Source organism: Brachybacterium tyrofermentans (assembly GCF_039526165.1).
In the GTDB taxonomy this organism is placed as follows: Bacteria; Actinomycetota; Actinomycetes; order Actinomycetales; family Dermabacteraceae; genus Brachybacterium; species Brachybacterium tyrofermentans.
Genome location: NZ_BAAAIR010000046.1, coordinates 144154 through 167653 on the forward strand (window position 1 = coordinate 144154; position 23500 = coordinate 167653).

The 23500-nt window shown below is 70.1% G+C and carries 25 protein-coding genes; 24 read left to right on the forward strand and 1 reads right to left on the reverse strand.

Going from position 1 to position 23500, the window contains the following annotated elements; genetic code table 11:
• Positions 1-9: 9 nt before the first annotated feature.
• From ABD093_RS14765 to ABD093_RS14820, 12 genes are all read left to right on the forward strand, one after another.
• Positions 10-894, forward strand: coding sequence for a hypothetical protein (locus ABD093_RS14765; RefSeq protein ID WP_343925465.1), 885 nt, complete (start codon positions 10-12; stop codon positions 892-894).
• Positions 891-1532: a ribosome maturation factor RimM gene (rimM, locus tag ABD093_RS14770; protein ID WP_343925467.1), complete on the forward strand. Its 642-nt coding sequence runs from the start codon at positions 891-893 to the stop codon at positions 1530-1532. The genes ABD093_RS14765 and rimM overlap by 4 nt, the downstream gene beginning before the upstream one ends.
• Before the next feature lie 7 nt (positions 1533-1539).
• The gene (gene trmD, locus ABD093_RS14775; protein WP_193116333.1) at positions 1540-2289 is read left to right on the forward strand and encodes a tRNA (guanosine(37)-N1)-methyltransferase TrmD; all 750 of its coding nucleotides are present in this window, start codon (positions 1540-1542) and stop codon (positions 2287-2289) included.
• Between the two features lie 315 nt (positions 2290-2604).
• Positions 2605-2955, forward strand: a complete 351-nt coding sequence (rplS, locus tag ABD093_RS14780; RefSeq protein ID WP_226849667.1) for a 50S ribosomal protein L19 — start codon at positions 2605-2607, stop codon at positions 2953-2955.
• A 7-nt stretch (positions 2956-2962) separates the two neighbouring features.
• Positions 2963-3541 carry a signal peptidase I gene (lepB, locus tag ABD093_RS14785; protein WP_343925471.1) on the forward strand — a complete coding sequence of 193 codons (579 nt, stop codon included), beginning with the start codon at positions 2963-2965 and terminating at the stop codon, positions 3539-3541.
• Between the two features lie 30 nt (positions 3542-3571).
• Positions 3572-4345, forward strand: coding sequence for a signal peptidase I (lepB, locus tag ABD093_RS14790; protein ID WP_343925473.1), 774 nt, complete (start codon positions 3572-3574; stop codon positions 4343-4345).
• Positions 4342-5169: a ribonuclease HII gene (locus ABD093_RS14795; RefSeq protein ID WP_193116330.1), complete on the forward strand. Its 828-nt coding sequence runs from the start codon at positions 4342-4344 to the stop codon at positions 5167-5169. The genes lepB (ABD093_RS14790) and ABD093_RS14795 overlap by 4 nt, the downstream gene beginning before the upstream one ends.
• Positions 5166-5468, forward strand: a complete 303-nt coding sequence (locus tag ABD093_RS14800) for a DUF2469 domain-containing protein (protein WP_076810501.1) — start codon at positions 5166-5168, stop codon at positions 5466-5468. Before ABD093_RS14795 ends, ABD093_RS14800 begins: the two co-directional genes overlap by 4 nt.
• A gap of 508 nt (positions 5469-5976) precedes the next feature.
• Entirely contained in the window at positions 5977-6327 is a 351-nt protein-coding gene (locus tag ABD093_RS14805; protein ID WP_193116329.1) for a YraN family protein, read from the forward strand.
• A 2-nt stretch (positions 6328-6329) separates the two neighbouring features.
• A complete protein-coding gene (locus ABD093_RS14810; protein ID WP_193116328.1) occupies positions 6330-7874 on the forward strand; it encodes a YifB family Mg chelatase-like AAA ATPase in 1545 nt (514 codons plus the stop codon).
• Positions 7871-9118: a DNA-processing protein DprA gene (gene dprA, locus ABD093_RS14815; RefSeq protein WP_343925476.1), complete on the forward strand. Its 1248-nt coding sequence runs from the start codon at positions 7871-7873 to the stop codon at positions 9116-9118. Before ABD093_RS14810 ends, dprA begins: the two co-directional genes overlap by 4 nt.
• Positions 9119-9156: 38 nt before the next feature.
• A complete protein-coding gene (locus ABD093_RS14820; protein ID WP_343925478.1) occupies positions 9157-10182 on the forward strand; it encodes a tyrosine recombinase XerC in 1026 nt (341 codons plus the stop codon).
• 63 nt (positions 10183-10245) lie between these two features.
• Here the strand turns inward: ABD093_RS14820 and ABD093_RS14825 are convergent, their stop codons facing one another.
• Complete coding sequence (locus ABD093_RS14825; protein WP_193116326.1) at positions 10246-10974, reverse strand: murein hydrolase activator EnvC family protein; 729 nt, start codon at positions 10972-10974, stop codon at positions 10246-10248.
• Positions 10975-11523: 549 nt separating this feature from the next.
• Between ABD093_RS14825 and rpsB the strand changes: the two genes are divergently transcribed.
• The 12 genes from rpsB (at position 11524) to ABD093_RS14885 (ending at position 23488) form a co-directional block, all read left to right on the forward strand.
• A complete protein-coding gene (rpsB, locus tag ABD093_RS14830; protein WP_193116325.1) occupies positions 11524-12480 on the forward strand; it encodes a 30S ribosomal protein S2 in 957 nt (318 codons plus the stop codon).
• 105 nt (positions 12481-12585) lie between these two features.
• Positions 12586-13410, forward strand: coding sequence for a translation elongation factor Ts (tsf, locus tag ABD093_RS14835; RefSeq protein ID WP_193116324.1), 825 nt, complete (start codon positions 12586-12588; stop codon positions 13408-13410).
• A gap of 134 nt (positions 13411-13544) precedes the next feature.
• On the forward strand, positions 13545-14300 hold the full coding sequence (gene pyrH / locus ABD093_RS14840) for a UMP kinase (RefSeq protein ID WP_343925483.1): 756 nt from the start codon (positions 13545-13547) through the stop codon (positions 14298-14300).
• A 156-nt stretch (positions 14301-14456) separates the two neighbouring features.
• Positions 14457-15023: a ribosome recycling factor gene (frr, locus tag ABD093_RS14845; protein WP_343925485.1), complete on the forward strand. Its 567-nt coding sequence runs from the start codon at positions 14457-14459 to the stop codon at positions 15021-15023.
• Positions 15024-15051: 28 nt separating this feature from the next.
• Positions 15052-15957 (forward strand): phosphatidate cytidylyltransferase, encoded by a 906-nt coding sequence (locus ABD093_RS14850; RefSeq protein ID WP_343925487.1) that lies wholly within the window; start codon positions 15052-15054, stop codon positions 15955-15957.
• Complete coding sequence (gene rlmN / locus ABD093_RS14855; protein WP_193116320.1) at positions 15954-17234, forward strand: dual-specificity RNA methyltransferase RlmN; 1281 nt, start codon at positions 15954-15956, stop codon at positions 17232-17234. Before ABD093_RS14850 ends, rlmN begins: the two co-directional genes overlap by 4 nt.
• Positions 17235-17449: 215 nt before the next feature.
• Positions 17450-17998 (forward strand): DivIVA domain-containing protein, encoded by a 549-nt coding sequence (locus tag ABD093_RS14860; RefSeq protein WP_193116318.1) that lies wholly within the window; start codon positions 17450-17452, stop codon positions 17996-17998.
• A complete protein-coding gene (gene dxr, locus ABD093_RS14865; RefSeq protein ID WP_343925490.1) occupies positions 17995-19299 on the forward strand; it encodes a 1-deoxy-D-xylulose-5-phosphate reductoisomerase in 1305 nt (434 codons plus the stop codon). Before ABD093_RS14860 ends, dxr begins: the two co-directional genes overlap by 4 nt.
• Positions 19296-20645 carry a M50 family metallopeptidase gene (locus tag ABD093_RS14870; protein WP_343925492.1) on the forward strand — a complete coding sequence of 450 codons (1350 nt, stop codon included), beginning with the start codon at positions 19296-19298 and terminating at the stop codon, positions 20643-20645. The genes dxr and ABD093_RS14870 overlap by 4 nt, the downstream gene beginning before the upstream one ends.
• 158 nt (positions 20646-20803) lie before the next feature.
• The gene (gene ispG / locus ABD093_RS14875; RefSeq protein ID WP_193116316.1) at positions 20804-21967 is read left to right on the forward strand and encodes a flavodoxin-dependent (E)-4-hydroxy-3-methylbut-2-enyl-diphosphate synthase; all 1164 of its coding nucleotides are present in this window, start codon (positions 20804-20806) and stop codon (positions 21965-21967) included.
• Positions 21968-21973: 6 nt separating this feature from the next.
• Positions 21974-22816 carry a GNAT family N-acetyltransferase gene (locus ABD093_RS14880; RefSeq protein WP_193116315.1) on the forward strand — a complete coding sequence of 281 codons (843 nt, stop codon included), beginning with the start codon at positions 21974-21976 and terminating at the stop codon, positions 22814-22816.
• Positions 22817-22894: 78 nt separating this feature from the next.
• On the forward strand, positions 22895-23488 hold the full coding sequence (locus tag ABD093_RS14885; protein ID WP_193116314.1) for a P-loop nucleotide/nucleoside kinase family protein: 594 nt from the start codon (positions 22895-22897) through the stop codon (positions 23486-23488).
• Positions 23489-23500 lie beyond the last annotated feature (12 nt).

Consider the following 23500-nt stretch of genomic DNA (forward strand, 5'->3'; position numbering starts at 1 on the left):
GCATCCGGTATGACGGTGCCGTCGAGCCGACGGGTGCACGGCGGCCTCGCCCTGCTCGCGGCGACGCTTCTGCTCACGGGGTGCACCGCGGAGGGCCCGGCCACGGGGAACAGCTCGCCGGCCGAGCCACCCTCCGTGGAGGAGCCGGCGTCGGCTGACCCCGCGCTGGCGGAGGCCTGTGCAGAGTTCTGGGGCGACCCCGACTACCGGTCGCCGCAGTCCCGCGTCGTCCTGGACCGTGCGGCCACCGCCCCGCAGGCGGGTCCGTCGGACCCCTTCTTCTACGCCATCACCGGCGACGACATCGACGCGACCTTCGAGCAGGCCACCGGGGAGGCTCAGGATGCCGTCGCGGCGCTGAGCGACTGGTTCCGCACCGAGCCCGAGAAGAGCGCGGAGGCCGATGTCGAGTCCTTCCAGGAGGTCTGGCGCGGTCTTGCCGGCGTCTGCGCGAGCTCCTCCGCCGCCGCGGCATGGACGCTCGAGGCCGGCGACGACGGTACGAAGCCGGCGGCGCTGGTCTGCGCCGATGTGTTCGACACGCCGGGTACTCTGACCCGGTTCGCGAATGCGAACGTCCTGACCTCGAACATGTTCAAGCTCGTCGGCCGCAGCCCGCAGACCGTCCCGTCGGATCGGATGGAGGATGTGCAGGCCACCGACGATCTGCTCGCCGCCGAGATCGCCGCGGTCGACGACGCGGGCGTGCGCGACGCCCTGACGGCGGTGCGGGCTCCGTTCCAGGATGCCCTGGAGGGCGACACCTCCTCCGACGGCCTGCAGGAGCCTCTTGAAGGACTCGGCGCGGCGTGCAATGCCGCCGGATACTCCTCTCCCGACTCCGGAGAGATCGACAACGGCGACCCCGCCGCAGAAGACGAAGGATTGGTATGAGCACCCTCGACGTCACCGTCGCCACCATCGGCAAGGCCCACGGCCTGCGCGGAGAGGTCGCCCTGGTCCTGCGCACGGATCAGCCCCAGGAGCGATTCACGCCCGGCGTCACCTTCGAGGTCGACACCGCGGCCGGCCCCCGCACCCTCACCCTGCTCGGCACCCGTCGTCAGCAGGACCGCTGGTACGCCACGTTCGACGAGGTCGCGGACCGTACCGAGGCGGAATCGCTGCGGGGCGTGGAGCTCAGCGCCGCCGTCGACTCCCAGGAAGAGGCCGACGAGGACCCCGACGCCTGGTATCCCTCCCAGCTGAAGGGCCTCGCCGTGCGGCACGTCGACGGTCGCGAGCTCGGCACCGTCCTCGGGGTGGACCACTACCCGGCGCAGGATCTCCTGGTCGTGCGCACCCTCGACAAGCGCCGCGTGCAGCTGCCGCTGGTCGAGCAGCTCGTGCCCGAGGTCGACCTCGAGGCCGGGGTCGTCACCGCGAACCCGCCCGGCGGTCTCTTCGACGAGCTGCCGGAGGACGAGCGGGGACCCGATCCCGAGACCTCCAAGCCGGCGAAGAACTCTGCGCCGGCGAAGACCTCCGAGTCGACGGAGACCTCCGCGCCGGCGAAGCGCACGAAGGGCTGAGCTCGGGATGCGCATCGACGTCCTGACCCTCTTCCCCGACTACCTCGCCCCGCTCGAGCTGTCCCTGATCGGCAAGGCCCGACGCGACGGGATCGTCGATCTACAGGTGCACGACCTGCGCACCTGGACCCATGACCGCCATCGCACCGTCGACGACACCCCGCTGGGCGGCGGCGCCGGGATGGTCATGAAGCCCGAGCCCTGGGCGGAGGCCTTCGCCGCCGTCCGCGCGGTCGGCCAGGAGACGCTCGGAGCCGACGTCGAGCCCCTGATCGTGTTCCCCAACCCGGCAGGAGCTCCGTTCGCCCAGGCCACCGCGCAGGAGTGGTCCCAGTGCGAGTGGATCATCTTCGCCTGCGGGCGCTACGAGGGCATCGACGAACGGGTCTACGAGCACCTCGCCGACACCGGCTACGAGATCGCCCTCGCCTCTCTCGGCGACTATGTGCTCAACGGGGGAGAGGTGGCGGTGCTGGCCATCACCGAGGCGGTCGTGCGGCTGGTCCCGGGCGTGGTCGGCAATGCCGAGTCCCTGGTCGAGGAGTCGCATTCCGACGGCCTGCTGGAGTACCCGCTCTACACGCGCCCGGCGAGCTGGAGCGACCCGGCCGGAGTGCTGCGCGAGGCGCCGCAGATCCTGCTCTCGGGCGATCACGCGAAGATCGCCGCCTGGCGCCACGAGCAGTCCGTGGAGCGCACCCGGCAGCGGCGACCCGACCTCCTCGCAGAGGCCGACGGTTCCGGATCGTCGTCCTGACCGCGATGGCGTGACGGACCCGACACCGGGTTCGCGCGCTGACCGGCATAGTTGCTGAGCCGTGGGCTTGCCGTGCTCACCGTGCCCTGGCAGAATGTCCCCTTGTGCGCACCGCGCGTTCCTCTGCCTCAGGGGAGGGACGCGATCAGCGGTCGGGCAGTTCCGTGGCGATGGGAGTCGCCGCCAGAAGCCCAGCACACCGGCACGAGGAGTTCGCTCCTCGCCGGATCGACAGTTCATGAAGGGCATCCCGGCTCCGCCGGAGGACCCCGCGAACGAAGCTGTCCGACCTGAGGCGGAGGCTGGAGAAACATCATGCAGAAGCTCGACGAGCTCGACAAGGCATCCCTGCGCGAGGACGTCCCCGCGTTCCGCGCCGGCGACAACGTCAAGGTCCACGTGAAGGTCATCGAGGGCAACCGCTCCCGTATCCAGATCTTCCAGGGCTACGTCATCGGCCGCCAGGGCCACGGCGTGGGCGAGACCTTCCGCGTCCGCAAGATCTCCTTCGGCGTCGGCGTGGAGCGCGTGTTCCCCGTGCACGCCCCGACCGTCGACAAGATCGAGGTCGTCACCCGCGGCGACGTGCGTCGCGCGAAGCTGTACTACCTGCGCAACCTCACGGGCAAGAAGGCCCGCATCAAGGAGAAGCGCGACCACTCCTGATCAGGGCATGACCCGAGATCGAGTGCGCGGACGGCGGCGGCCCCACCCTGTGGTGGCCGCCGCCGTCTGTCTCGTGCTGGTGCTGCTGGCTGCGGGCGTGGTCCGATACTTCGTCGTCCAGCCGTTCCGGGTCCCCTCGGCGTCCATGGAGCCCACCCTGCTCCCGGGGGACGTGCTGCTGGCCGACCGCTCCGAGCGAGGGCGGGCCGACCGCGGAGACATCGTGGTCTTCGACGGCACCGGCTACTTCGCGCCCTCGGCGGAGGACGGCGACCGGTACTGGGTCAAGCGGGTCATCGCGACGGGCGGGGATCGTGTGACCTGCTGCGACGAAGGCGGCCAGCTCACCGTCAACGGCCGAGCGCTCGCGGAGCCCTATCTGCGCGACGACATGGCCCCCAGCGAGATCGAGTTCGACCTCGAAGTCCCCGAGGGCCGCATGTTCGTGCTCGGCGACAACCGCTCCGACTCCACGGATTCCCGGCACCTGCTCGGCGCCCCGGGCGGAGGGATGATCCCGGTGGACCGAGTGGTGGGGGAGGTCGACCGGCTCGTGTGGCCACTGCCTCGTGCCGGTGTGCTGTGAGGCGCAGGTTCTCCGGATAGGATCACGGCGATGAATGCGTCCGAAGAATCCCCCAGTGCAGTGTCCGAGCCCGAGGACGCCGCGCCCGGCGAGGACCCCTCGGACACCCGGCCCGGCTCGGGGCGCAGCCACCGCCGCGCGCGGATGCCGCTGTGGCTGGACACCATCGTCACCATGGCCGTCGCCCTCGTGATCGCCGTGCTGGTCAAGACCTTCCTCATCCAGCCGTTCTACATCCCGTCGGCGTCGATGAACCCGACCCTCGTCGAGAACGACAAGATCCTGGTCTCCAAGCTCACCCCGGGGGTGTTCGACCTGCACCGCGGGGACGTGATCGTCTTCGAGGACCCTGACAACTGGATCGACGGCGACGCGACCGTGGATCCCACGCCGCGGGTGCGGTTGATGATGATCCTCAGCGCGGTGGGCCTGGCTCCGGACCCCTCCCAGGACCACCTGGTCAAGCGGCTGATCGGACTGCCCGGCGACCATGTCGTGTGCGAGGAGAAGGGCGGGGCGCTCCAGGTCAACGGCGTCGAGCTCGACGAGCCGTACATCAACCAGGAGACCGCCGCCTGCCAGGTCGCGTTCGACGTGACGGTGCCCCAGGACAACGTGTGGGTGATGGGCGACAACCGGTACGCCTCAGCGGACTCCGCGTGGCACGAGTCCCAGGGCGAGAGCGCCTTCGTGCCGGAGGAGGACATCACCGGCAAGGCCGAGGTCATCTTCTGGCCCGTCGGCCGCTGGGACGGCCTGGGCGATGGCCGCGATGCCTTCTCCGACGTTCCCGCGCAGCCGTGACCGCCGTCGTTCCCACGCTCGACGTCGAGCACGCCCTCGCGGCGCGCTGCGGCCCCGGGCGTCGCGTGATCGTCGGTCTGGACGAAGTGGGCCGAGGAGCCCTCGCCGGCCCGGTCGCGATCGGTGCCTGCGCGATCGAGGTCGTCGACGGCCGCATCCGGGAGCTGCCCGCCGGGGTGCGGGATTCCAAGAAGCTCTCCGCCGCACGTCGTGAAGCACTCGTCGCTCCCATCGAGGGCGCGGCCCATGCGACGGCGGTGGGATGGGCGAGCGCTGCGGAGATCGACGAGATCGGCATCATGGAGGCCCTCACCCGGGCCGCACTGCGCGCCCTCGATGCCCTCCAGGTCGAGGCCGACGCCATCCTCCTGGACGGCAACGTCGATGTCCTGTCGGCGCAGCTGGCCACCGCCGACCGGCCGGCTCCGCTGGTCGAGCTGCGGGTTTCGGCAGACAGGGACTGCGCGAGCGTCTCCGCGGCGAGCATCGTCGCGAAGGTGGCCCGCGACGCCATCATGGTGGAGCTGGACGCCTCGGCCCCGGAGTACGGATGGGCGTCGAACAAGGGCTATGGGGCGGCCGTGCATCGCGAGGCGATCGACAGGATCGGAACCCACGAGCATCACCGGCGCACCTGGCGGCTGGGATCGCGCCCGGCTCCCGGCACAGGGACAGGCGCTGTCATCGGCGCGGTCGCTGCAGCGGCGACACCCCAGTCGGCGATCCCGATCCCGGCCCCCGCTCAGGTTGCCAGCCCCGCTGGCGTACTGTGGAGCGACCAGTGGCACCCCCAGCAGGACCAGCAGAAGGAGGAGCGTCGGTGAGCGCGCAGGACCTCGAGAATTACGAGTCCGACCTCGAACTCCAGCTGTTCCGCGAGTACCGCGACGTGGTCAGCTTGTTCACCTACGTGGTCGAGACGGAGCGACGGTTCTACCTCGCCAACCAGGTCGATCTGCAGGTCCGCTCGGGCGGCGGCGAGGTCTTCTACGAACTCCGCCTGGCCGACGTGTGGGTCTGGGACATCTACCGCTCCAACCGCTTCGTGCGGTCCGTGCGCGTGGTGACCTTCAAGGACGTCAACATCGAAGAGCTCAACAAGCCCGACATCTCGTTGCCCTGAGCCCTGAGCCCTGAGGCGTGGCCGTGGCCGTGGCGGGAGCGGGGTGGGGCGTGAGCGAGGGCCGCGGCTCGGAAGCGCCAGCGCCGTAGACCAGCGCCGTACATCAGCACCGTGGACAGCCCCGCCGATCGACTGCTCGCCCACGGGGATCCGGAGCGGGTGACCTTTCCTCCCCAGAGGGTGCTTGTCCCCAAAACTCTCGCCCCTCGGGTGAGGCCGACGGGGCCGAGCCAGGCTGAGCGGTATGACACGCCTCTCACCCACCTCGTCGCCGCCCATCTCCTCGCCGCCCGTGCCTCGGGGCCGGATCCCACGTCCCGCGGACGATCACGGCCAGAGCGTCGCCCGTTCCTCACCGATCACAACAGCCACGGGCACAGGCACATCCACAGCCCCTGACTCTGACCCCGCTCGGCCGCCCCGTGGTCCGTCCCGGCTGACCGGTCCCGCGGCGGAACCCCCGGTCCTCGGGCCGTCGGCTCCGCCTCGGCAGCGTCGGGTCGCCGAGATGTCCACGGCGGAGCTCGGCAGAACGGGGGAGGACCTCGTCGCCGAGCACCTGATGGCCTGCGGATGGCAGATCGTGGAACGCAACCTGCGCCTGAGCCAGGGGGAGCTGGACATCGTCGCCCTCGCGCACACCACGCTGGTCTTCGTCGAGGTGAAGACCCGTCGCACGTTCGTCACCGGGGTCCCGCAGGCCGCTGTGACCGCGGCGAAGCTGCGTCGTCTGCGGCGCCTTGCCGGGGAGTACCTCATGGAGCGTTCGACCCCGCACCGCGATGTGCGCATCGACGTCGTCGGGGTCCACGCCCACCTCGACGGCACCTTCTCCCTCGAGCACCTCGAGGCGGTCTGAGCATGGGCCAGGCGCGCACGCTCTCGATCAGCCTCGCCGGGCTCGACGGCACCTTGGTCGAGGTCGAGGCCGACGTCTCCGCCGGGCTTCCGGCCTTCTCCCTCGTGGGACTGCCGGACTCCTCGATGCTCCAGGCGCGCGATAGGGTGCGTGCCGCCGCCGCGCGCAGCGGCGTCCGACTGGCGGCGCGGCGGATCACCGTGAACATGACTCCGGCCTGGCGGCGGAAGCAGGGCTCCGGGTTCGACCTCGCGATCGCCATGGCGGTGGTCGACGCGCAGGGCGACCTCAGCGTCCATGTCCCCGGCGACACCGTGCTGCTGGGAGAACTCGGTCTGGACGGTCGGCTGCGCCCCATTCCGGGCGTGCTCCCGGCGCTGCTCGCCGCCCGCACCTTGGGGATCAGTCGAGCGATCGTGCCTGAGCAGAATCTTCTCGAGGCGCGGCTCGTGGAGGGGGTCGAGGTGGACGGCGCCGCTGACCTGACCAGCCTGTTGCATCGGTTCGGCGCAGATGTTCCGCCGTCCCCGATGCGGCAGGTGCTGGATCTGACCGGTGACCGGACAGCCCCTGCCGAGCATCCCTCCGCCCCGCCCGGAGACTTCGCCGACGTGGTCGGCCAGGCTCAGGCCAGGCGCGCTGCAGAGGTCGCTGCGGCGGGGGGCCACCATCTGCTCCTGATCGGTCCGCCGGGCGCCGGGAAGACGATGATCGCCTCGCGCCTGCCCGGCATCCTCCCGGCGCTGGAGATCGATGACTCGCTCGCGGTCTCGGCGATCCATTCCCTCGCGGGGCGATTCGACGCGCACGAGGGCCTGCGCCGCACCGTGCCGTTCGAGAGCCCTCATCACACCGCGACGACTGCAGCGGTGGTGGGCGGCGGCGCGGGCCTCGCTCTGCCCGGAGCGATCTCCCGGGCCCACGCCGGGGTGCTCTTCCTCGACGAAGCTCCGGAATTCCCGGCGCGTGTGCTCGAGGCACTTCGCGAGCCGCTCGAGACCGGGGACATCACCCTGCACCGGGCTCGGGCCGTGACGCGGTATCCGGCGAGATTCCAGCTCGTCATGGCGGCCAACCCGTGCCCCTGCGGCAAGTCCTACGGGAAGGGGGACGGCTGCACCTGCTCCCCGCTCCAACGCCGCCGGTACATGGCGCGGCTCTCCGGACCGGTGCTGGACCGCGTGGACATGCAGATACTCGTCGGCCCCGTCGACGTCCACCGTGCAGGGGAGCAGGAGAACGAATCCAGCGCGACGATCGCGCTCCGGGTCCGGGCAGCACGGGAGCGCCAGCGGAGCCGATTCGCCGGGCTTCCCTGGTCCCTGAACTCCCAGCTTCCCGGCGCCCGGCTGCGACGAGATTTTGCTCCCGAGGCGTCGGAGCGTCGCCTCCTCGATCACGCCGTGGCCCAGGGACGTCTTACCCTGCGCGGCCACGACCGGGTCCTGCGCCTGGCGTGGACCCTCGCCGATCTCGACGGGGCGGACCGCCCCGGTGCCGAGCAGATCGGACTCGCCCTCACCCTGCGCGAAGGAGAAGCACGATGATGCCCCCGCACACCCCCGGAACAGGTCCCGCCCGAGGGCCCCACCCGGCCCCGGGACCGGAGACCGAGGACAGGGTCGCCCGTATCACCTGGTCGGTGATCGCGGAACCCGGCGACTCGATCGCTCTGCTCGCCCGAACCCTGTGCGGGCCGGCGCAGGCTCTCCGCCTCGCCCGGGAGGGGTCCGCAGCGGACCTGCTGACCAGACTGGGCGGAGAGCTTCCCAGCGACGCCTCCGAACCAGCTGGCGGCACGAGCCGTCTGCGGGCGGACCGCGCCCTGGCGCGCTGGCGATCACGGCTGTCCACGGTCGACCTCGACGCAGTCCTCGAGGACGCCCGGCGTCGAGGCATCCGCATCATCACCCCCGAGGACCAGGAATGGCCCGAGCTGCTGGGGGACCTGCAGGAGACTGCACCGCACTGCCTGTGGCTCCACGGGCCGGGCCGCCTCGACGATCTCGTGGGTGGCCGATCCGTCGCCCTCGTGGGCTCGCGCGCTTCGACGGCCTATGGGGAGGACGCGGCGGGGAGCCTCGGAGCGGACTTCGCCGCGCGTGGCGGGACGGTCGTCTCCGGCGGCGCCTACGGGATCGACGCCGCCGCCCATCGCGGAGCTCTCGACGCACCGGACGGGGCCACGATCGCCGTCCTCGCCGGGGGCCTGGATCGGCTGTATCCGCGCGGGAACACACAGCTGCTCGAACGGATTCGGGAGCGACACCTCCTGGTGAGCGAGGCGCCGCCCGGCACCGCGCCCACGCGCTGGAGGTTCCTGGCCAGGAACCGCCTGATCGCGGCACTGTCCCAGGCGGTCGTCGTGGTCGAGGCCTCCTGGCGCTCCGGGGCGCTGTCCACGGCACGTCTGACCGATCAGCTCTCCCGGCCGGTCGGGGCCGTCCCTGGGCCGATCACCTCGGCCGCAAGCGCAGGGTGCCACCGCCTGATCCGAGAACGCGGAGCAGTGCTGATCACCGAGCCCGCAGAGGTTCTGGATCTGCTGCCCGGAGGCCCAGCGTCCGGCGAGGGCCGCTTCGCCGCCCAGGACGAGCTGGATCTTCTCAGCCCGTCGGACCGCCGGGTGCTGGATGCTGTCCCTCCGCGCTCGAGCCTCCCTGCGGGTCGGATCGCCCAGGAGATCGGGTTCGAGCTCGACGAGGTGACGGCGGCTCTGGCACGCCTGGCCCTGCTGGGGCTGGTGGAGACCACGGGCGAGCGGACACGACGCGCCCGTACGCCGCGCTGAACCCCGGCCGGCTCGGGACATGGGAGAGACTGATACCCATGAGTCGCGCCGAGGAGGAGATCGACGAGGTGCTCGTGGAAACGTTCGCCGAGCATCTCCGGCTCGAGCGCGGCCGCTCCGAGCACACGGTCCGCGCCTATCACCGCGAGGCCGCCGGTCTTCTCGAGCATCTGCGAGGCGTCGAGCGGATCGACCTCGTGGAGCTCGACGTCGCGGCGCTGCGGTCCTGGCTCGCCGCGCGCTCGGAGACTGGTGCCGGAGCGAGCACACTCGCCCGCTCCGCCGCCGCAGCACGTACTTTCACCACCTGGCTCGCGGCCACCGGGCGCATCCCGCACGACGTCGGGGGCCGGCTGAGGGCACCGCGTCGTGGCCGTCACCTGCCCACTGTGCTCTCAGGACAGCAAGCCGCCTCCTTGCTCGATGGCGCGGAGGAGGGGAGCGCAGGTCCAGGGGAACCTAGGTCTGGTGCTGGTGCTGGTGCTGGTGCTGGTGCTGGTGTTGGTGCTGGGGCCGGGGCGGTCGAGGACCCGCTGCAGCAGGCCGTCCTGCTGCGGGACGCCGCGGTGCTCGAGCTCCTCTACTCCTCGGGACTGCGCGTCTCCGAGCTGGTCGCCCTGGACCGGCGAGGCATCGACCATGCCCAGAGCACCGTCAGGGTCCTCGGCAAGGGGAGCAAGGAGCGGATCGTCCCCGTCGGGCGCCCAGCCCTGGACGCGGTGGAGAGATGGGAGCGGGACGGACGACCGCACCTGCTGCAGAACAGCCTGTCGGACAGGCCCGAGGAGCCGGCACTGTTCCTCGGGGTCCGGGGACGCCGGCTCGGAGACCGCGCCGTGCGCACGATGATCGATCACTACGCGGCACAGGCGGGTATCGCCAAGCACATCTCACCTCACACTCTGCGCCACAGCGCTGCAACGCACCTCGTCGAAGGAGGAGCAGACCTGCGCAGCGTCCAGGACTTCCTGGGGCACTCCTCCCTGGCGACCACCCAGATCTACACCCACGTCAGCGCCGATCGGCTGCGGCGGACCATCGACCAGGCCCACCCCCGCGCCTGATCCCGAGAGAGCCGCGCGCATCGCGGCGGGCCGTTCGTCGGGATGCTTCCGTTCCGTGCGCTCTCACGCAGCCAGGACAGGCTGCGCCCTCCCACGGGTGCTCGTCGTGCCAGGGCCTTTCGCCCGGGAGGCGGTCGATGACGGAGCGCTCGCGGAGGGCCGGACACCTGCGGCCGACGGGGCCGCCCGAACGGCCAGCGCGCCGGTCGGGCCCCTCGAGCCATTCGGAGTCGCAGCGCCGGCCCAGGGGAGCAGGACGCTGGGACCTCTGCCCCCGAGCAGCAGGAGCGGGTCGAGATAGTCCTGACCGCGCCGAGCACCCAGATGCAGGCAGACCTCCGCAGGGCAATGCGAGGCCTCACCATCGGCGACCGTCCCCAGCACGTCACCGGCACCGACCGCCTGGGCCTCCTCGACCGAGCCGGCGACCGGCTCGTAGGTGGATATCAGCCCATCGGCGTGCATCACCGAGACGACCCCTCGCCCTGCCACCTTCCCGGAGAACCGTACGGTCCCGGCCTCCACCGCACGGATCTCGGCCCCCTCCCCGGACACGCGGATGTCGATGCCGCGGTGACCCGGACCGTAGCGATGCGGGGGAGCCTCGAACGGGGCGGCCACCTCGTGCGGAGCCGGGGTCGGCCATTGCCAGCGGCTCGAGGGCTCTGCACGAGCAGGACCGGCGAGCGAGAAGGACACCAGAAGGCACAGCACCACCAGCAGGACACGCAGCGCTCGCAGCACCGGACGCGGGCAGAGGGGCGGTCGAGGCGGGATAGGGCGAGCTGTCATGCTCCGCATCCTCGTGTGCGCGACTCGTGGTGTCCGGACTGGAGCAGAGACTGTGGATGAGCGCCCTCTGGGGAGGATCGGTCCGCAGGCCCGATGGTCGGCCAGGTTCGTCGAACCGTCCTGCGAGCCCGACCTGCCGGCCAGTCCTATCGGCCAGTCCTGCTGGTGCAGACGCGACGCGACACGCGTTCCGTCACGACCCGACACGGCGCCACGCGTCCCGACACGGCGCGACATGGCGCCACGCGTCCCGACACGACACGAAGGTGATGCATCCCGCGCTCGACCGCGGTGGGACGTCGGATAGACTTCTGGGAGCATCCGGTCCGTCCGGATGACTTCGCGTGCCCATCAGGGTCCGCCGATCAACGGTCCTCGGCCGCTCCGCACCACGGTGCAGGGCACAGTCGGGGCGATCGGTGCTCCCGGGCACCAGGCCTCGCACCGTCCGGTGTGGAGGAACAACCGAGAATGCAGGCCCTGCGCGATGACCACGGACGCCTACCAGCGAGTCGTGCGAGCCCAGGCCTGAGAACAGAGGACACCATCATGGCAGTCGTCACCATGCGCCAGCTCCTGGAGAGCGGCGTCCACTTCGGTCACCAGACCCGTCGTTGGAACCCGAAGGTCCGTCGCTTCATCTTCACCGAGCGCAACGGCATCTACATCGTCGACCTCATGCAGACGCTGACGTACATCGACAAGGCGTACGACTTCGTCAAGCAGACCGTTTCCCACGGCGGAAGCGTCCTGTTCGTCGGCACCAAGAAGCAGGCTCAGGAGCCCATCCAGGAGCAGGCGACCCGCGTGGGCATGCCCTACGTGAACCAGCGTTGGCTGGGCGGCATGCTCACCAACCTGCAGACGGTCTCGCAGCGCGTGAACCGCCTCAAGGAGCTCGAGCAGATCGACTTCGAGGATGTGGCCGCTTCCGGTCGCACCAAGAAGGAGCTGCTGATGATGCGTCGCGAGAAGGACAAGCTGGCCAAGACCCTGGGCGGCATCCGCGACATGGCGAAGGCCCCCTCCGCCGTGTGGATCGTGGACACCAACAAGGAGCACCTGGCCGTCGACGAGGCGCAGAAGCTCAACATCCCGGTCGTCGCGATCCTGGACACCAACTGCGATCCCGACGAGGTCACCTACCCGATCCCGGGCAACGACGACGCGATCCGCTCCGTCGCCCTGCTGACCCGGGTCATCGCCGACGCGGTGGCCGCTGGTCTGCAGGAGCGTCACGCCAAGTCGACCGGTGGCGAGAAGAACGTCTCCGCCGTCGCCGCGGAGCCGCTGGCCGAGTGGGAGCAGGAGCTGCTCAAGCAGTCCGAGGTCCAGCAGGAGGACGCACCGGCCGAGGAGTCGGTGGCCGCCGCTGAGGAGACCGCTGCTGCGGAGACCCCCGCCGCAGAGGCCCCCGCCGAGGAGAAGCCGGCCGAGGAGACCCCCGTCGCGGAGTCCACCGAGGCCCCCGCTGCGGAGTCCACCGAGGCCCCCGCCGCCGAGTGACCATAGCGGGCCCGGGAACGCCCTCGGCGTCCCCGGGCCCCTCCACGGGGCGGCGCTCGCCGCCGCCCCTCCCTCCAGACATCAGCTCCTAGAAGGAAGAGGAACATGGCCAACTACACGGCAGCAGACATCAAGGAGATCCGCGAGTCCACCGGCGCGGGCATGCTCGACGTCAAGAAGGCTCTCGACGAGTCCGACGGCGACAAGGCGAAGGCCGTCGAGATGATCCGCGTCAAGGGTCTCAAGGGCATCGCCAAGCGCGAAGGCCGCACCGCCTCCGAGGGCCTCATCGCCGTCGACGTGCGCGATGGCGAGGGTGGCCAGACCGGCACCCTGGTCGAGCTCAACTCCGAGACCGACTTCGTGGCCAAGAACGACAAGTTCGTCGCCCTGGGCGACGAGGCCGTGGCCGCGGCCGTCGAGTCCGGCGCGAACGAGCCCGAGGAGCTCGCCGACACCTCGTTCGGCGAGGCGCTGACCAACGCCGGCGCCACCATGGGCGAGAAGATCCTGGTGCGTCGCATCGGTCGCGTCTCCGGCGAGGCCGTCTCCTCGTACATGCACCGCACCAACAAGGACCTGCCCCCGCAGGTCGGCGTCCTCGTCGCCTCCGACAAGGCCGGTGCCGAGGTCGGGCGCGACGTCGCGATGCACATCGCTGCGTTCTCCCCGGCGTACCTCACCCGCGAGGAGGTCCCCGAGGAGATCGTCGCCAACGAGCGTCGTATCGCTGAGGAGACCGCCAAGAACGAGGGCAAGCCCGAGAAGGCGATCACCAAGATCGTCGAGGGTCGCCTCAAGGGGTACTTCAAGGAGAACGTCCTGCTCGACCAGGCGTTCGCCAAGGATCCGAAGCAGACCGTCGGTCAGATCGTCGAGAACGCCGGCGGCAAGCTCACCGGCTTCGTCCGTTTCCGCGTCGGCGGCTGACACACCGGGAACGGGGCCCTGCGGACCCGATCCCACTCGCGGCGCGTGAGCGTCGCCACCGCCCTGCGGCCCCGCACCATCGGTGCGGGGCCGCACCGGTATCATCGCCGAGGACCCAGCGCGGAAGGACCGACATGACCCAGACGTTCACGTCACCGATACCTGTTCTCCCGAAGAGAGAGGACGGACGTCGTGTCCTCCTGAAGCTCTCCGGTGAAGCCTTCGGCGGAGGCGCCGTCGGCGTCGACCCCGATGTGGTCTCCCGCGTCGCGGGAGAGATCGCCGAAGGAGTTGCCCAAGGCGTCGAGTGCGCCATCGTCGTCGGCGGCGGCAACTTCTTCCGCGGCGCCGAGCTCTCCCAGCGTGGCATGGATCGCCGCCGCGCCGACTACATGGGCATGCTCGGCACCGTCATGAACTGCCTCGCCCTGCAGGACTTCCTCGAGCAGCGCGGAGTCTCCACCCGCGTGCAGACCGCGATCGAGATGGGCCAGGTCGCCGAGCCCTACATCCCGCTGCGCGCCGTGCGCCACCTGGAGAAGGGCCGTGTGGTCATCTTCGGTGCCGGCGCCGGCATGCCGTACTTCTCCACCGATACCGTCGCCGTGCAGCGTGCGCTCGAGATCGGCTGCGAGGAGGTGCTCATGGCCAAGAACGGGGTGGACGGTGTGTACGACTCCGATCCCCGCTCCAATCCGGACGCGGTGAAGCTCGAGCACATCACCTACAACGACGCCCTCCAGCGCGGCTTGAAGGTCGTCGACTCCACCGCCTTCAGCCTGTGCATGGACAACGCCCAGCAGATGATGGTGTTCGGGCTCGACGCTCCGGGCAACATCACCCGCGCGATGCGCGGAGACCGGATCGGCACGGTCGTCACCCACGACTGAGCGGTCAGCGGTGGGGAGGTCCCGAGGATCCTGGAGCTCCCCACCGACCGTGCTCACCGGGTGCGGCACGCCCGCGCCCCGCCTGATCAGCCGTCCCGCCGCGACGATGCGGGACAATGGACCTCATCACCACCCACCGAGAACCGAGGAGCAGTCGTGAGCGACGACACCGCCAGCATCCTGAAGGACGCGAAGGGCAAGATGTCCAAGACCGTCGACGTCACCAAGGATGAGTTCACCTCCATCCGCACCGGCCGCGCCAATGCCGCCATGTTCCAGGGCATCACGGTCGAGTACTACGGTGCGCCGACCCCGCTGAACCAGCTCGCATCGCTGCAGTTCCCTGAGGCGCGCACCGTCATCGTGACCCCGTACGACAAGTCCGCGACGACGGGCGTGGAGACGGCTCTGCGCGAGTCGGACCTCGGTGTGAACCCGACCAACAACGGCGACAACCTGCGCGTCGTGCTGCCCGCCCTCACCGAGGAGCGCCGCAAGGAGTACGTGAAGCTCGCCAAGACCAAGGCGGAGGACGGTCGAGTGGCCGTGCGCGGCTCCCGCGGCAACGCGAAGAAGGCCATCGAGAAGCTGGTCAAGGACAAGGAGATCGGTGAGGACGAGGGAACGCGCGCCGAGAAGGAGCTCGAGTCCCTGACCAAGTCGTTCATCGAGCAGATCGACGAGGCCTTCGGCCTCAAGGAAACCGAGCTCGAGACCATCTGAGGTCTCCCACGCTGCCTCGGCCCGCTCAGTGACCACGGACTCGGATCCCACTCCACGCCCGGCCGCCACGACCACCGTCGTGGCGGCCGACGGCGCGGACGCCTTCGCGCCCGAACACGCGAAGCGCCGAGGCCCGGGCCGGAACCTTCCTGCCGCGATCGCCGTCGGCGCGGTGCTCGGCGGGGTGCTGCTGTGTTCGCTGTTCGTCGTCCCCCAGGCGTTCCCGGTGCTCGTCGCGATCATCGTCGTGCTCGCCGTGCTCGAGCTGACCCGCGCGCTCGCCCACGGGGGCCTGCGGATCCCGGCCGTCCCTGTGCTCGTCGGAGTGATCGGGATGGCGATCTCGACCGTCGTGTTCGATGTGCAGGGACTCCTGATCTCCACCGCTGTGGCGGTCTGCGTGCTTATCCTGTGGCGGGTCTCGGAATCGATGGGTCTCACGGCGCTGCGCGATGTGGCCGGGGGAGTGTTCGCGCTGTCCTGGGTGGCCTTCCTGGGCAGCTTCACGCTGCTCCTGTTCGGGATGGAGCAGGGCCCGCTGCTCGTGATGCTCGCCGTGCTCGGCCCGGTGGGCAATGACATCGGAGGCTATGTGGCCGGAGTGCTGTTCGGCTCCCACCCGATGGCGCCGGGCATCAGTCCCAAGAAGAGCTGGGAGGGCTTCGCCGGCTCGCTGATCCTGGGTGTCGCCTCGGTGACCACCTTCGGGATGCTCGCGCTCGACGTCCCCTGGTGGGCGGGCGCGGCCCTCGGTGTCGTGCTCGTGGTCGTCTCCACCTGCGGCGATCTATCCGAGTCGCTGCTGAAGCGCGACCTCGGAATCAAGGACATGGGGCACCTGCTCCCTGGCCACGGAGGCGTGCTGGACAGGGTGGATTCCATCCTGCTCGCCGCCCCCACCACCTACATCATGCTGGAGGTCCTGCTGCCATGAACAGCGCCGACGAACGAACCGACAAGGCCGCGTCCACCAAGAACGCGGACCTCCCCGACCTCTCCCGAGAGGCGGTCCCCGGTCAGAAGATCGCCCTTGCCCCGGGGCAGCTGCAGCTGCGCCCCGCGCGTCGCGGCAAGGCGCCAGCCCACCTCGCGGACCTCACGATGGAGGAGCGGGTCGCAGCGGTCAAGGAGATGGGCCTGCCCGGCTTCCGGGCCAAGCAGCTCTCCGTGCACTACTTCGAGCACTTCACGACCGACCCCGAGGACCTCACCGATCTTCCCAAGGACGGCCGGGATGCGCTCGTGGAGCGCTTCTTCCCGCAGCTGCTGACGGAGGTCTCCCGGCAGTCCGCCGATCACGGGGCCACCCAGAAGTTCCTGTGGAAGCTGTTCGACGGCTCGATGGTCGAGTCCGTGCTGATGCGCTACAGCGACCGCGTCACCCTGTGCATCTCCTCCGAGGCGGGCTGCGGCATGAACTGCCCGTTCTGCGCGACCGGGCAGATGGGCCTGACCCGCAACCTGTCCACCTCCGAGATCCTCGAGCAGGTGCGCATCGCCAACAAGATGCTGGCCGACGGCGAGCTGCCCGGCGGCACCGGGAAGGTCTCCAACATCGTGTTCATGGGCATGGGTGAGCCGCTGGCGAACTACCGTCCCGTGGCGACCGTGTGCCACCGGTTGAACAAGCCCACGCCCGAGGGCTTCGGCATGGGCGCCCGCCACATCACCGTCTCCACGGTGGGGCTGGCCCCGGCGGTGCGGAAGCTGACCAAGGAGAAGATCCCGCTCACCCTCGCCGTGTCGCTGCACGCCCCGGACGACGCGCTGCGCAACGAGCTCGTGCCGATCAACACGCGCTTCGACATCGACGAGATCCTCGACGCCGCCTACGAGTACTTCGAGACCACTGGCCGACGGGTGAGCATCGAGTACGCCCTGATCCGTGACATCAACGATCAGGCGCACCGTGCCCAGCTCCTCGCCGATCGACTGATCTCCAAGGGCGGTGCGCATTGGATCCACGTCAACCCGATCCCGTTGAACCCGGTGAAGGGGTCGAAGTGGACCGCGTCGGATCCGTTCGTGGAGAAGCAGTTCGTGCAGACCCTGCGGGACAACGGCATCTCGGCGACCATCCGCGACACGCGCGGCAGCGACATCGATGGTGCCTGCGGTCAGCTCGCGGCGGAGGTCATCGAGACCGACGAGCACCGTGAGGACCGCGAGGCGCGGATCGCGCGCGTCGAGGCCGTCGCCGCCGGCGAGTGACGAGCCACCGATGAAGATCACCTTCACCCGGAGCAGGTTCTCCGCGGCCCATGGCGTGGGGGCGGTCGATAGGTCCATCGGCCGTCGCCAGCAGGCTCCTCTGCGCGGCGACGGCCGTTGCGCTCGACGCCCGATCCTCTGAACCGCACCTCCCCGAACTCCACCGCCCACGCCGCTACAGTGGGACACCGACAGCACCGAGGAAGGATCCACTGGTGAGCACATCGTTCGAGCGCGTCTCCCGCTTCAGCGTCGGATACAACATGCGGGAGGTCGACGAGTTCCTCGCCCGCGCCCGCACCGCCTATGAGGGTCGTGACCCCGCGTTCAGCGGCGGTGACATCACGTCGGCGAGCTTCGGCACCGAACGCGGCGGCTATGACATGCGTGTCGTGGACGAGGCGCTGGACCGTCTCTCCGACGCCTTCGCCCTGCAGTCCCGTGACGACTCCATCGCCGAGAAGGGCGAGGACGTCTGGGTCGCCCAGCTCACCGAGCGGGCGGAGACCCTCAAGGAGCGTCTCGAGCGCCCTGCCGGTGAGCGCTTCGCCCCGGCTGAGCAGGGGGAGCCGTCCTATGACCGCACGGATGTCGACGCCCTGTGCGATCAGCTGGTCGCCTACTTCACCGACGGACTGCCGATGAGCGTCGACGACGTGCGTCGGGCCGCCTTCCGTCGTCGCCGAGGAACCGAGGGCTACCGCGAGGCCGTCGTCGACGTCTACCTCGACCATGTCGCGGACGTGATGGCCTCCGTGCCGTGATCACGGCCCCGAGCGTCAAGACCGGTGCCCCGTCCGCACGACGGCTGGTGCTGCTGGGGGCGACCGGCTCCATCGGGGCCCAGACCCTCGAGGTCCTGGCCCGATACCCGGGCATCGCCCGACTGCACGGCCTCGCCGTCGGCGGATCGCGCCCGGAGGTCGTCGCCGACCAGGTGGCACGTCACCGGCCCGAGCGTCTCGTCGTCGCCGATCCTGCGCGTGCCGAGGCCGTCGAGCGCGCCGTGTCGCTCGCCTGCAGCGCGGCCGGCATCACCGCACCGCCGATCGAGGCCGGCCAGCAGGCGGTCGTCGACCTCGCCGGCTCCCTCGGGGGCCAGGACGTCGTGCTCAACGCGATCACCGGCTCCGTCGGCCTGCTGCCCACGCTCTCCGCCCTCGCCAGCGGCGCCCGCCTGGCCCTGGCCAACAAGGAGTCCCTCGTGGTCGGCGGCCACCTGGTCACCGACGCCGCCGCGCCGGGGCAGATCCTCCCGGTCGACTCCGAGCACACCGCGATTGCACAGGCCCTCGCCGGGGTGCGTCCGGACCAGGTGGACCGCCTGGTCGTGACCGCGTCCGGGGGCCCCTTCCGCGGTCGGACCCGCGCCGAGCTCGGTGCCGTCACGCCGGAGCAAGCTCTCGCGCACCCCACCTGGGCGATGGGACGCGTGATCACCACCAACTCGGCGACCCTGGTCAACAAGGCCCTCGAGGTCATCGAGGCCTGCTTCCAGTTCGATCTGCCCGAGGACCGCATCGACGTGGTCGTCCATCCGCAGTCGATCGTGCACTCCATGGCCACCCTGGTCGACGGCTCGACCATCGCGCAGGCGAGCCCGCCCGATATGCGCCATGCGATCGGCTGGGCGCTCGCCCACCCTGAGAAGCTGCCCGGCCTCGCCGCCGCGCTCGACTTCTCCACCGCCCAGTCGTGGACCTTCGAGCCGGTCGACGAGGTGACCTTCCCGGCGATCTCGATCGCCCGGGCGGCGCACCGCGAGGGCGGGGGAGCGATGGCCGCGTACAACGCCGCGAACGAGGAGGCCGTCGAGGCGTTCTTCACGGGCGGGCTCAGCTTCCTCGGCATCGTCGAGATGATCCGCGCGGTCCTCGAGCATCCGGGGCGCCCCCGCGCCGAGCTCGCCGACGGCGTCGACGGCGTGCTCGCCGTGGAGACCTGGGCCCGTGAGACCGCCCGCATCCTGATCTCTGAGGGAACCACGAAGATCCCCGGGGTCTCCACGACCTCCTCGAACCCCACGAATCCCGCAGGCCCCGCGAGCTCCGAGACCGAGCGATGAGCATCGCGCTGTTCGCGCTCGGGGTGCTCGTGGTCGGGCTCGGGCTCGCGCTCTCGATCGCCCTGCACGAGGTCGGCCACCTGCTCCCGGCCAAGCTGTTCGGCGTCCGCGTCACCCAGTACATGATCGGTTTCGGGCCGACGGTGCTCTCGCGCACCCGCGGCGAGACCGAGTACGGGCTCAAGGCGATCCCGCTGGGCGGGTACATCCGCATGATCGGCATGTTCCCGCCGCACAAGGGGGAGCCGGAGGGCACCATCCGCGAGGACTCCACCGGGTTCCTGCAGCAGATGTCGCAGATGTCCGAGGACGCCAAGGAGTTCGAGTCCTCCCAGTACGGGCAGGAGGACGCGCACCGCACGTTCGTCGCGCTGTCCGTGCCGAAGAAGCTCGTGGTCATGCTGGGCGGGCCCACCATGAACCTGCTGATCTCGATCGTGCTGATGACCGTGATGGTCAGCGGAATCGGTCTGCCTGCGGTGACCCCCACGGTGCAGTCGGTCTCGGAGTGCGTGCTCCCGGCCGAAGCCCCTGCCGATGCTGGCTGCGAGGGCGAGCAGGAGGCCCCGGCCCTCGCCGCGGGGATCCGCCCCGGGGACACGCTGCAGGAGATCGACGGGCATCCGATCGACACCTGGTCAGATGTGACCGTGGCGATCCGGGCGAGCGGGGACCGCACCGTCCCCGTCGTCGTCGAGCGGGACGGCGAGACTCTGCATCTCGAGGCCACCCCGATCGTGGATGCCCGTCCCGTGCTCGATGCGGACGGCGCCGCGGTCTATGACGCCAACGGCGACCTGATGACCGAGCAGGTCGGCTTCCTCGGTGTCTCGGGCACCCCGGATCTGGTTCCGCAGTCGCCGGCGCTCGTGCCGGAGATGGCGTGGTCCGCGTTCACGCAGACGGGGAAGATCATCCTGACCCTGCCGGTGCGGCTATATGACGTGGCGCAGGCTGCGTTCGGCAGCGAGGAGCGCGATCCCAACGGCCCGCTCGGCGTCGTCGGGGTGTCGCGCCTCGCCGGTGAGGTCGCCTCCGCGGACCAGCCGGGCTTCGAGCTCAAGGAGAAGGCCGCGACCCTGATCTCGATGCTGGCGTCGCTGAACATGGCGCTGTTCGTGTTCAACCTGGTGCCGCTGCTGCCCCTGGACGGCGGGCATGTCCTGGGTGCGCTGATCGAGGGCGTCCGGCGGCGGATCGCCCGCTGGCGAGGACGGCTCGATCCCGGGCCGGTGGACATGTCGCGGCTGCTGCCGCTGACGAATGCGGTCGCGATCATCTTCATCCTCATGACGGTGCTGCTGCTCTACGCCGACATCGTCAAACCCATCACGCTCTTCCCCTGACGCCGCGTCCCTGACCGACGTCGGTCCTCGCGGATGCCGCCTCGGGAACGTATCCGGTGCCCCGAAACCATGTGCCTCGCGCCACGACAGGCGTGCAGGAGCGGTGGAGGTGTCGCACCTGACCCTCCAGAGCGTCGGGACGAGTCCATAATGGAGGGGTGACTTCAGTGAGCCTCGGCATCCCCTCCGTCAAGACGCCGCCTCCGGTCCTCGCACCGCGGCGGACGACCCGCAAGGTCAAGCTCGGCGATCTCTACGTCGGCGGCGACGCACCCATCACGGTGCAGTCGATGACCACGACCCCGACGCATGACATCAACGCGACCCTCCAGCAGATCGCGGAGCTGACCGCCGCGGGCTGCGACATCGTGCGCGTGGCCTGTCCTCGGCAGGAGGACGCCGACGCCCTCGCGGCGATCGCGGCGAAGTCCCCGATCCCGGTGATCGCCGACATCCACTTCCAGCCGAAGTACGTCTTCGCCGCGATCGAGGCTGGCTGCGCGGGGGTCCGCGTGAACCCGGGCAACATCCGTCGCTTCGACGATCAGATCAAGGACATCGCCCAGGCCGCCAAGGACCACGGCACCGCGCTGCGCATCGGCGTCAACGCCGGCAGCATCGACCAGCGGATGATGACGGGCGACCGCGTCACCCCCGAGGCCCTCGTGGCGTCCGCGAAGTGGGAGGCGTCCCTGTTCGAGGAGCACGACTTCCACGACTTCGGCATCTCGGTGAAGCACAACGACCCCGTGATCATGGTCGAGGCCTACCGTCAGCTCTCCGCGGAGGGCGACTGGCCCCTGCACCTCGGCGTCACCGAGGCGGGCCCGGCGTTCCAGGGCACCATCAAGTCCTCCGTCGCCTTCGGCATCCTGCTGAGCGAGGGCATCGGTGACACCATCCGTGTGTCGCTGTCGGCCCCGCCGGTCGAGGAGGTCAAGGTCGGCATCCAGATCCTGCAGTCGCTGAACCTCAAGGATCGCAAGCTCGACATCGTCTCGTGCCCCTCCTGCGGCCGCGCCCAGGTGGACGTCTACAAGCTCGCCGACGAGGTCACCGAGGGGCTCAAGCACCTCGAGGTGCCGCTGCGTGTGGCCGTCATGGGCTGCGTCGTCAACGGCCCGGGCGAGGCCCGCGAGGCCGATCTCGGTGTCGCCTCCGGCAACGGCAAGGGCCAGATCTTCGTCAAGGGCAAGGTCATCAAGACCGTGCCCGAGTCGGACATCGTCCCGACGCTGCTGGCCGAGGCGAACCGCATCGCCGCCGAGATGGAGGGTGAAGACGCCGAGGCGCCCGGTGCCCCGTCGGTCTCTGTGAGCTGATCGCGCGTGTTCCGTCGCGGAGGGCGGGTTCGAGCAGTTCGTCCCGCGGGGCTGGACGTCGCGATCGCGCATGCCCTGAGGGACCCGGCGACCAATGCCCTGGCCGGTGCGCGTCTGCGCGATGTGGGCCGCAGCGCCTCCGTGGCGCAGGAGTTCTCGCTGGCAGGGGATGAGACCCGGCCCGACGGCCTGCTGTGGCACGGCGTGAACCTGTCTCCGATGTCGGCGACCGGTCTCGCCCTGGGAGAGTTCGGAAGATTCCTCTCGGCTCGGAACCGGCGGGCCAGCTCCGTGGTCGGCGACCGCGCCGCGGTCGAGGCGATGTGGCAGCACCTCGCGCCGGGCTGGGGTCCTGATGTGCGCGAGTACCGGTGGAGCCAGCCGCTGCTCAGCGCGCAGGATGAGGTCATGTCCGGTGCTTCGCAGCTGCGGGCGGCGCTGCCGGGCGAGGAGCGAGCGGTGTTCCCGGCCGCCGTGGCGATGTTCCGCGAGGAGGTCGGCATCGATCCCCTGCTCGGCGACGGCGGCCGCTCCTACCGGACCAGGATCGATGACCTGATCCACCTGGGCCGGACCTACGTGATCATCGAGGACGGCGAGGTGCTGTTCAAGGCCGACGTCGGCGCCCTGTTCGGTCCCGTCGCCCAGATCCACGGAGTGTGGGTGCGACCGGATCAGCGGGGGCGAGGCGTGGGCCGTGCGGCCATGGCGGACCTGGTGCGACAGGTGCGCCGAGACCACGCTCCGCAGGTCACCCTGTACGTCAACGACTTCAACGAACCGGCCCGCCGCGCCTATGCCGCCGCCGGATTCCACCAGATCGGCGAGCTCACCACGATCCTGTTCTGAGTGTTCTGAGTGTTCTGCGCCGGTACGGAACCGGGAAATCCGGTGGTGTGGAGCGACGGGGATGCCTAGCCTGCTCAGATGAGCGAGAACCATCGGCGGCACCAAACACACGACGTCGACCTTCCCGGCGGCCACCTCATCCTCCTGGTCGGGCCCCCGGCGGTCGGCAAGTTGAGCGTCGCCACGGAGATCGGGCGCAGGACGGGCGCGATCGTCGTCGACAACCACCTGGTCAACAACGCGGTGTTCGTCCCGATGGGCCTGGGCCGTGGTCTCGGGGTCGAGCTGGCCGATACCGACGCGCTGCGGGGCCGGGTCCTCGACGTCGTCCTGGAATCGACCCATCTGGCCCCGCCCGGACTCAGCCACGTCTTCACGATCTGGCTGCCCGACGGTCCCGGGAACGCCGCGCATGTCGATCGACTGCGGGCTCTGGCTGGCCGTCGCGGAGCCCGATTCGTGCCGGTCTGGCTGACGGCGTCGCCGGAGGCGCTTCTGGCACGCATCGACGCGCCGGGGCGCGCGGAGCGCAGCAAGCTCACCGACCCCGAGGTGCTGCGCGATCTTCTCGAGCTGCCGGTCCTGCCACCGCCCGAGGACGCGATCACGCTGGATCTGTCGACCATGGGGCCGGAGGACGCTGCAGCTCAGGTGCTCCACGCCCTGACCTGACGGGGTCGGCCC

Coding starts and splice junctions, on each gene's coding strand:
- dprA (WP_343925476.1), top strand. CDS start 7,871: ATGATGCCCCCGCACACCCCCGGAACAGGTCCCGCCCGAGGGCCCCAC.
- ABD093_RS14805 (WP_193116329.1), top strand. CDS start 5,977: ATGTCCACGGCGGAGCTCGGCAGAACGGGGGAGGACCTCGTCGCCGAG.
- pyrH (WP_343925483.1), top strand. CDS start 13,545: ATGACCCAGACGTTCACGTCACCGATACCTGTTCTCCCGAAGAGAGAG.
- ABD093_RS14825 (WP_193116326.1), bottom strand. CDS start 10,974: ATGACAGCTCGCCCTATCCCGCCTCGACCGCCCCTCTGCCCGCGTCCG.
- rimM (WP_343925467.1), top strand. CDS start 891: ATGAGCACCCTCGACGTCACCGTCGCCACCATCGGCAAGGCCCACGGC.
- rlmN (WP_193116320.1), top strand. CDS start 15,954: ATGAACAGCGCCGACGAACGAACCGACAAGGCCGCGTCCACCAAGAAC.
- ABD093_RS14870 (WP_343925492.1), top strand. CDS start 19,296: ATGAGCATCGCGCTGTTCGCGCTCGGGGTGCTCGTGGTCGGGCTCGGG.
- ABD093_RS14820 (WP_343925478.1), top strand. CDS start 9,157: ATGAGTCGCGCCGAGGAGGAGATCGACGAGGTGCTCGTGGAAACGTTC.
- tsf (WP_193116324.1), top strand. CDS start 12,586: ATGGCCAACTACACGGCAGCAGACATCAAGGAGATCCGCGAGTCCACC.
- rplS (WP_226849667.1), top strand. CDS start 2,605: ATGCAGAAGCTCGACGAGCTCGACAAGGCATCCCTGCGCGAGGACGTC.
- trmD (WP_193116333.1), top strand. CDS start 1,540: ATGCGCATCGACGTCCTGACCCTCTTCCCCGACTACCTCGCCCCGCTC.
- rpsB (WP_193116325.1), top strand. CDS start 11,524: ATGGCAGTCGTCACCATGCGCCAGCTCCTGGAGAGCGGCGTCCACTTC.
- ABD093_RS14765 (WP_343925465.1), top strand. CDS start 10: ATGACGGTGCCGTCGAGCCGACGGGTGCACGGCGGCCTCGCCCTGCTC.
- ABD093_RS14885 (WP_193116314.1), top strand. CDS start 22,895: ATGAGCGAGAACCATCGGCGGCACCAAACACACGACGTCGACCTTCCC.
- lepB (WP_343925471.1), top strand. CDS start 2,963: ATGACCCGAGATCGAGTGCGCGGACGGCGGCGGCCCCACCCTGTGGTG.
- lepB (WP_343925473.1), top strand. CDS start 3,572: ATGAATGCGTCCGAAGAATCCCCCAGTGCAGTGTCCGAGCCCGAGGAC.
- ABD093_RS14810 (WP_193116328.1), top strand. CDS start 6,330: ATGGGCCAGGCGCGCACGCTCTCGATCAGCCTCGCCGGGCTCGACGGC.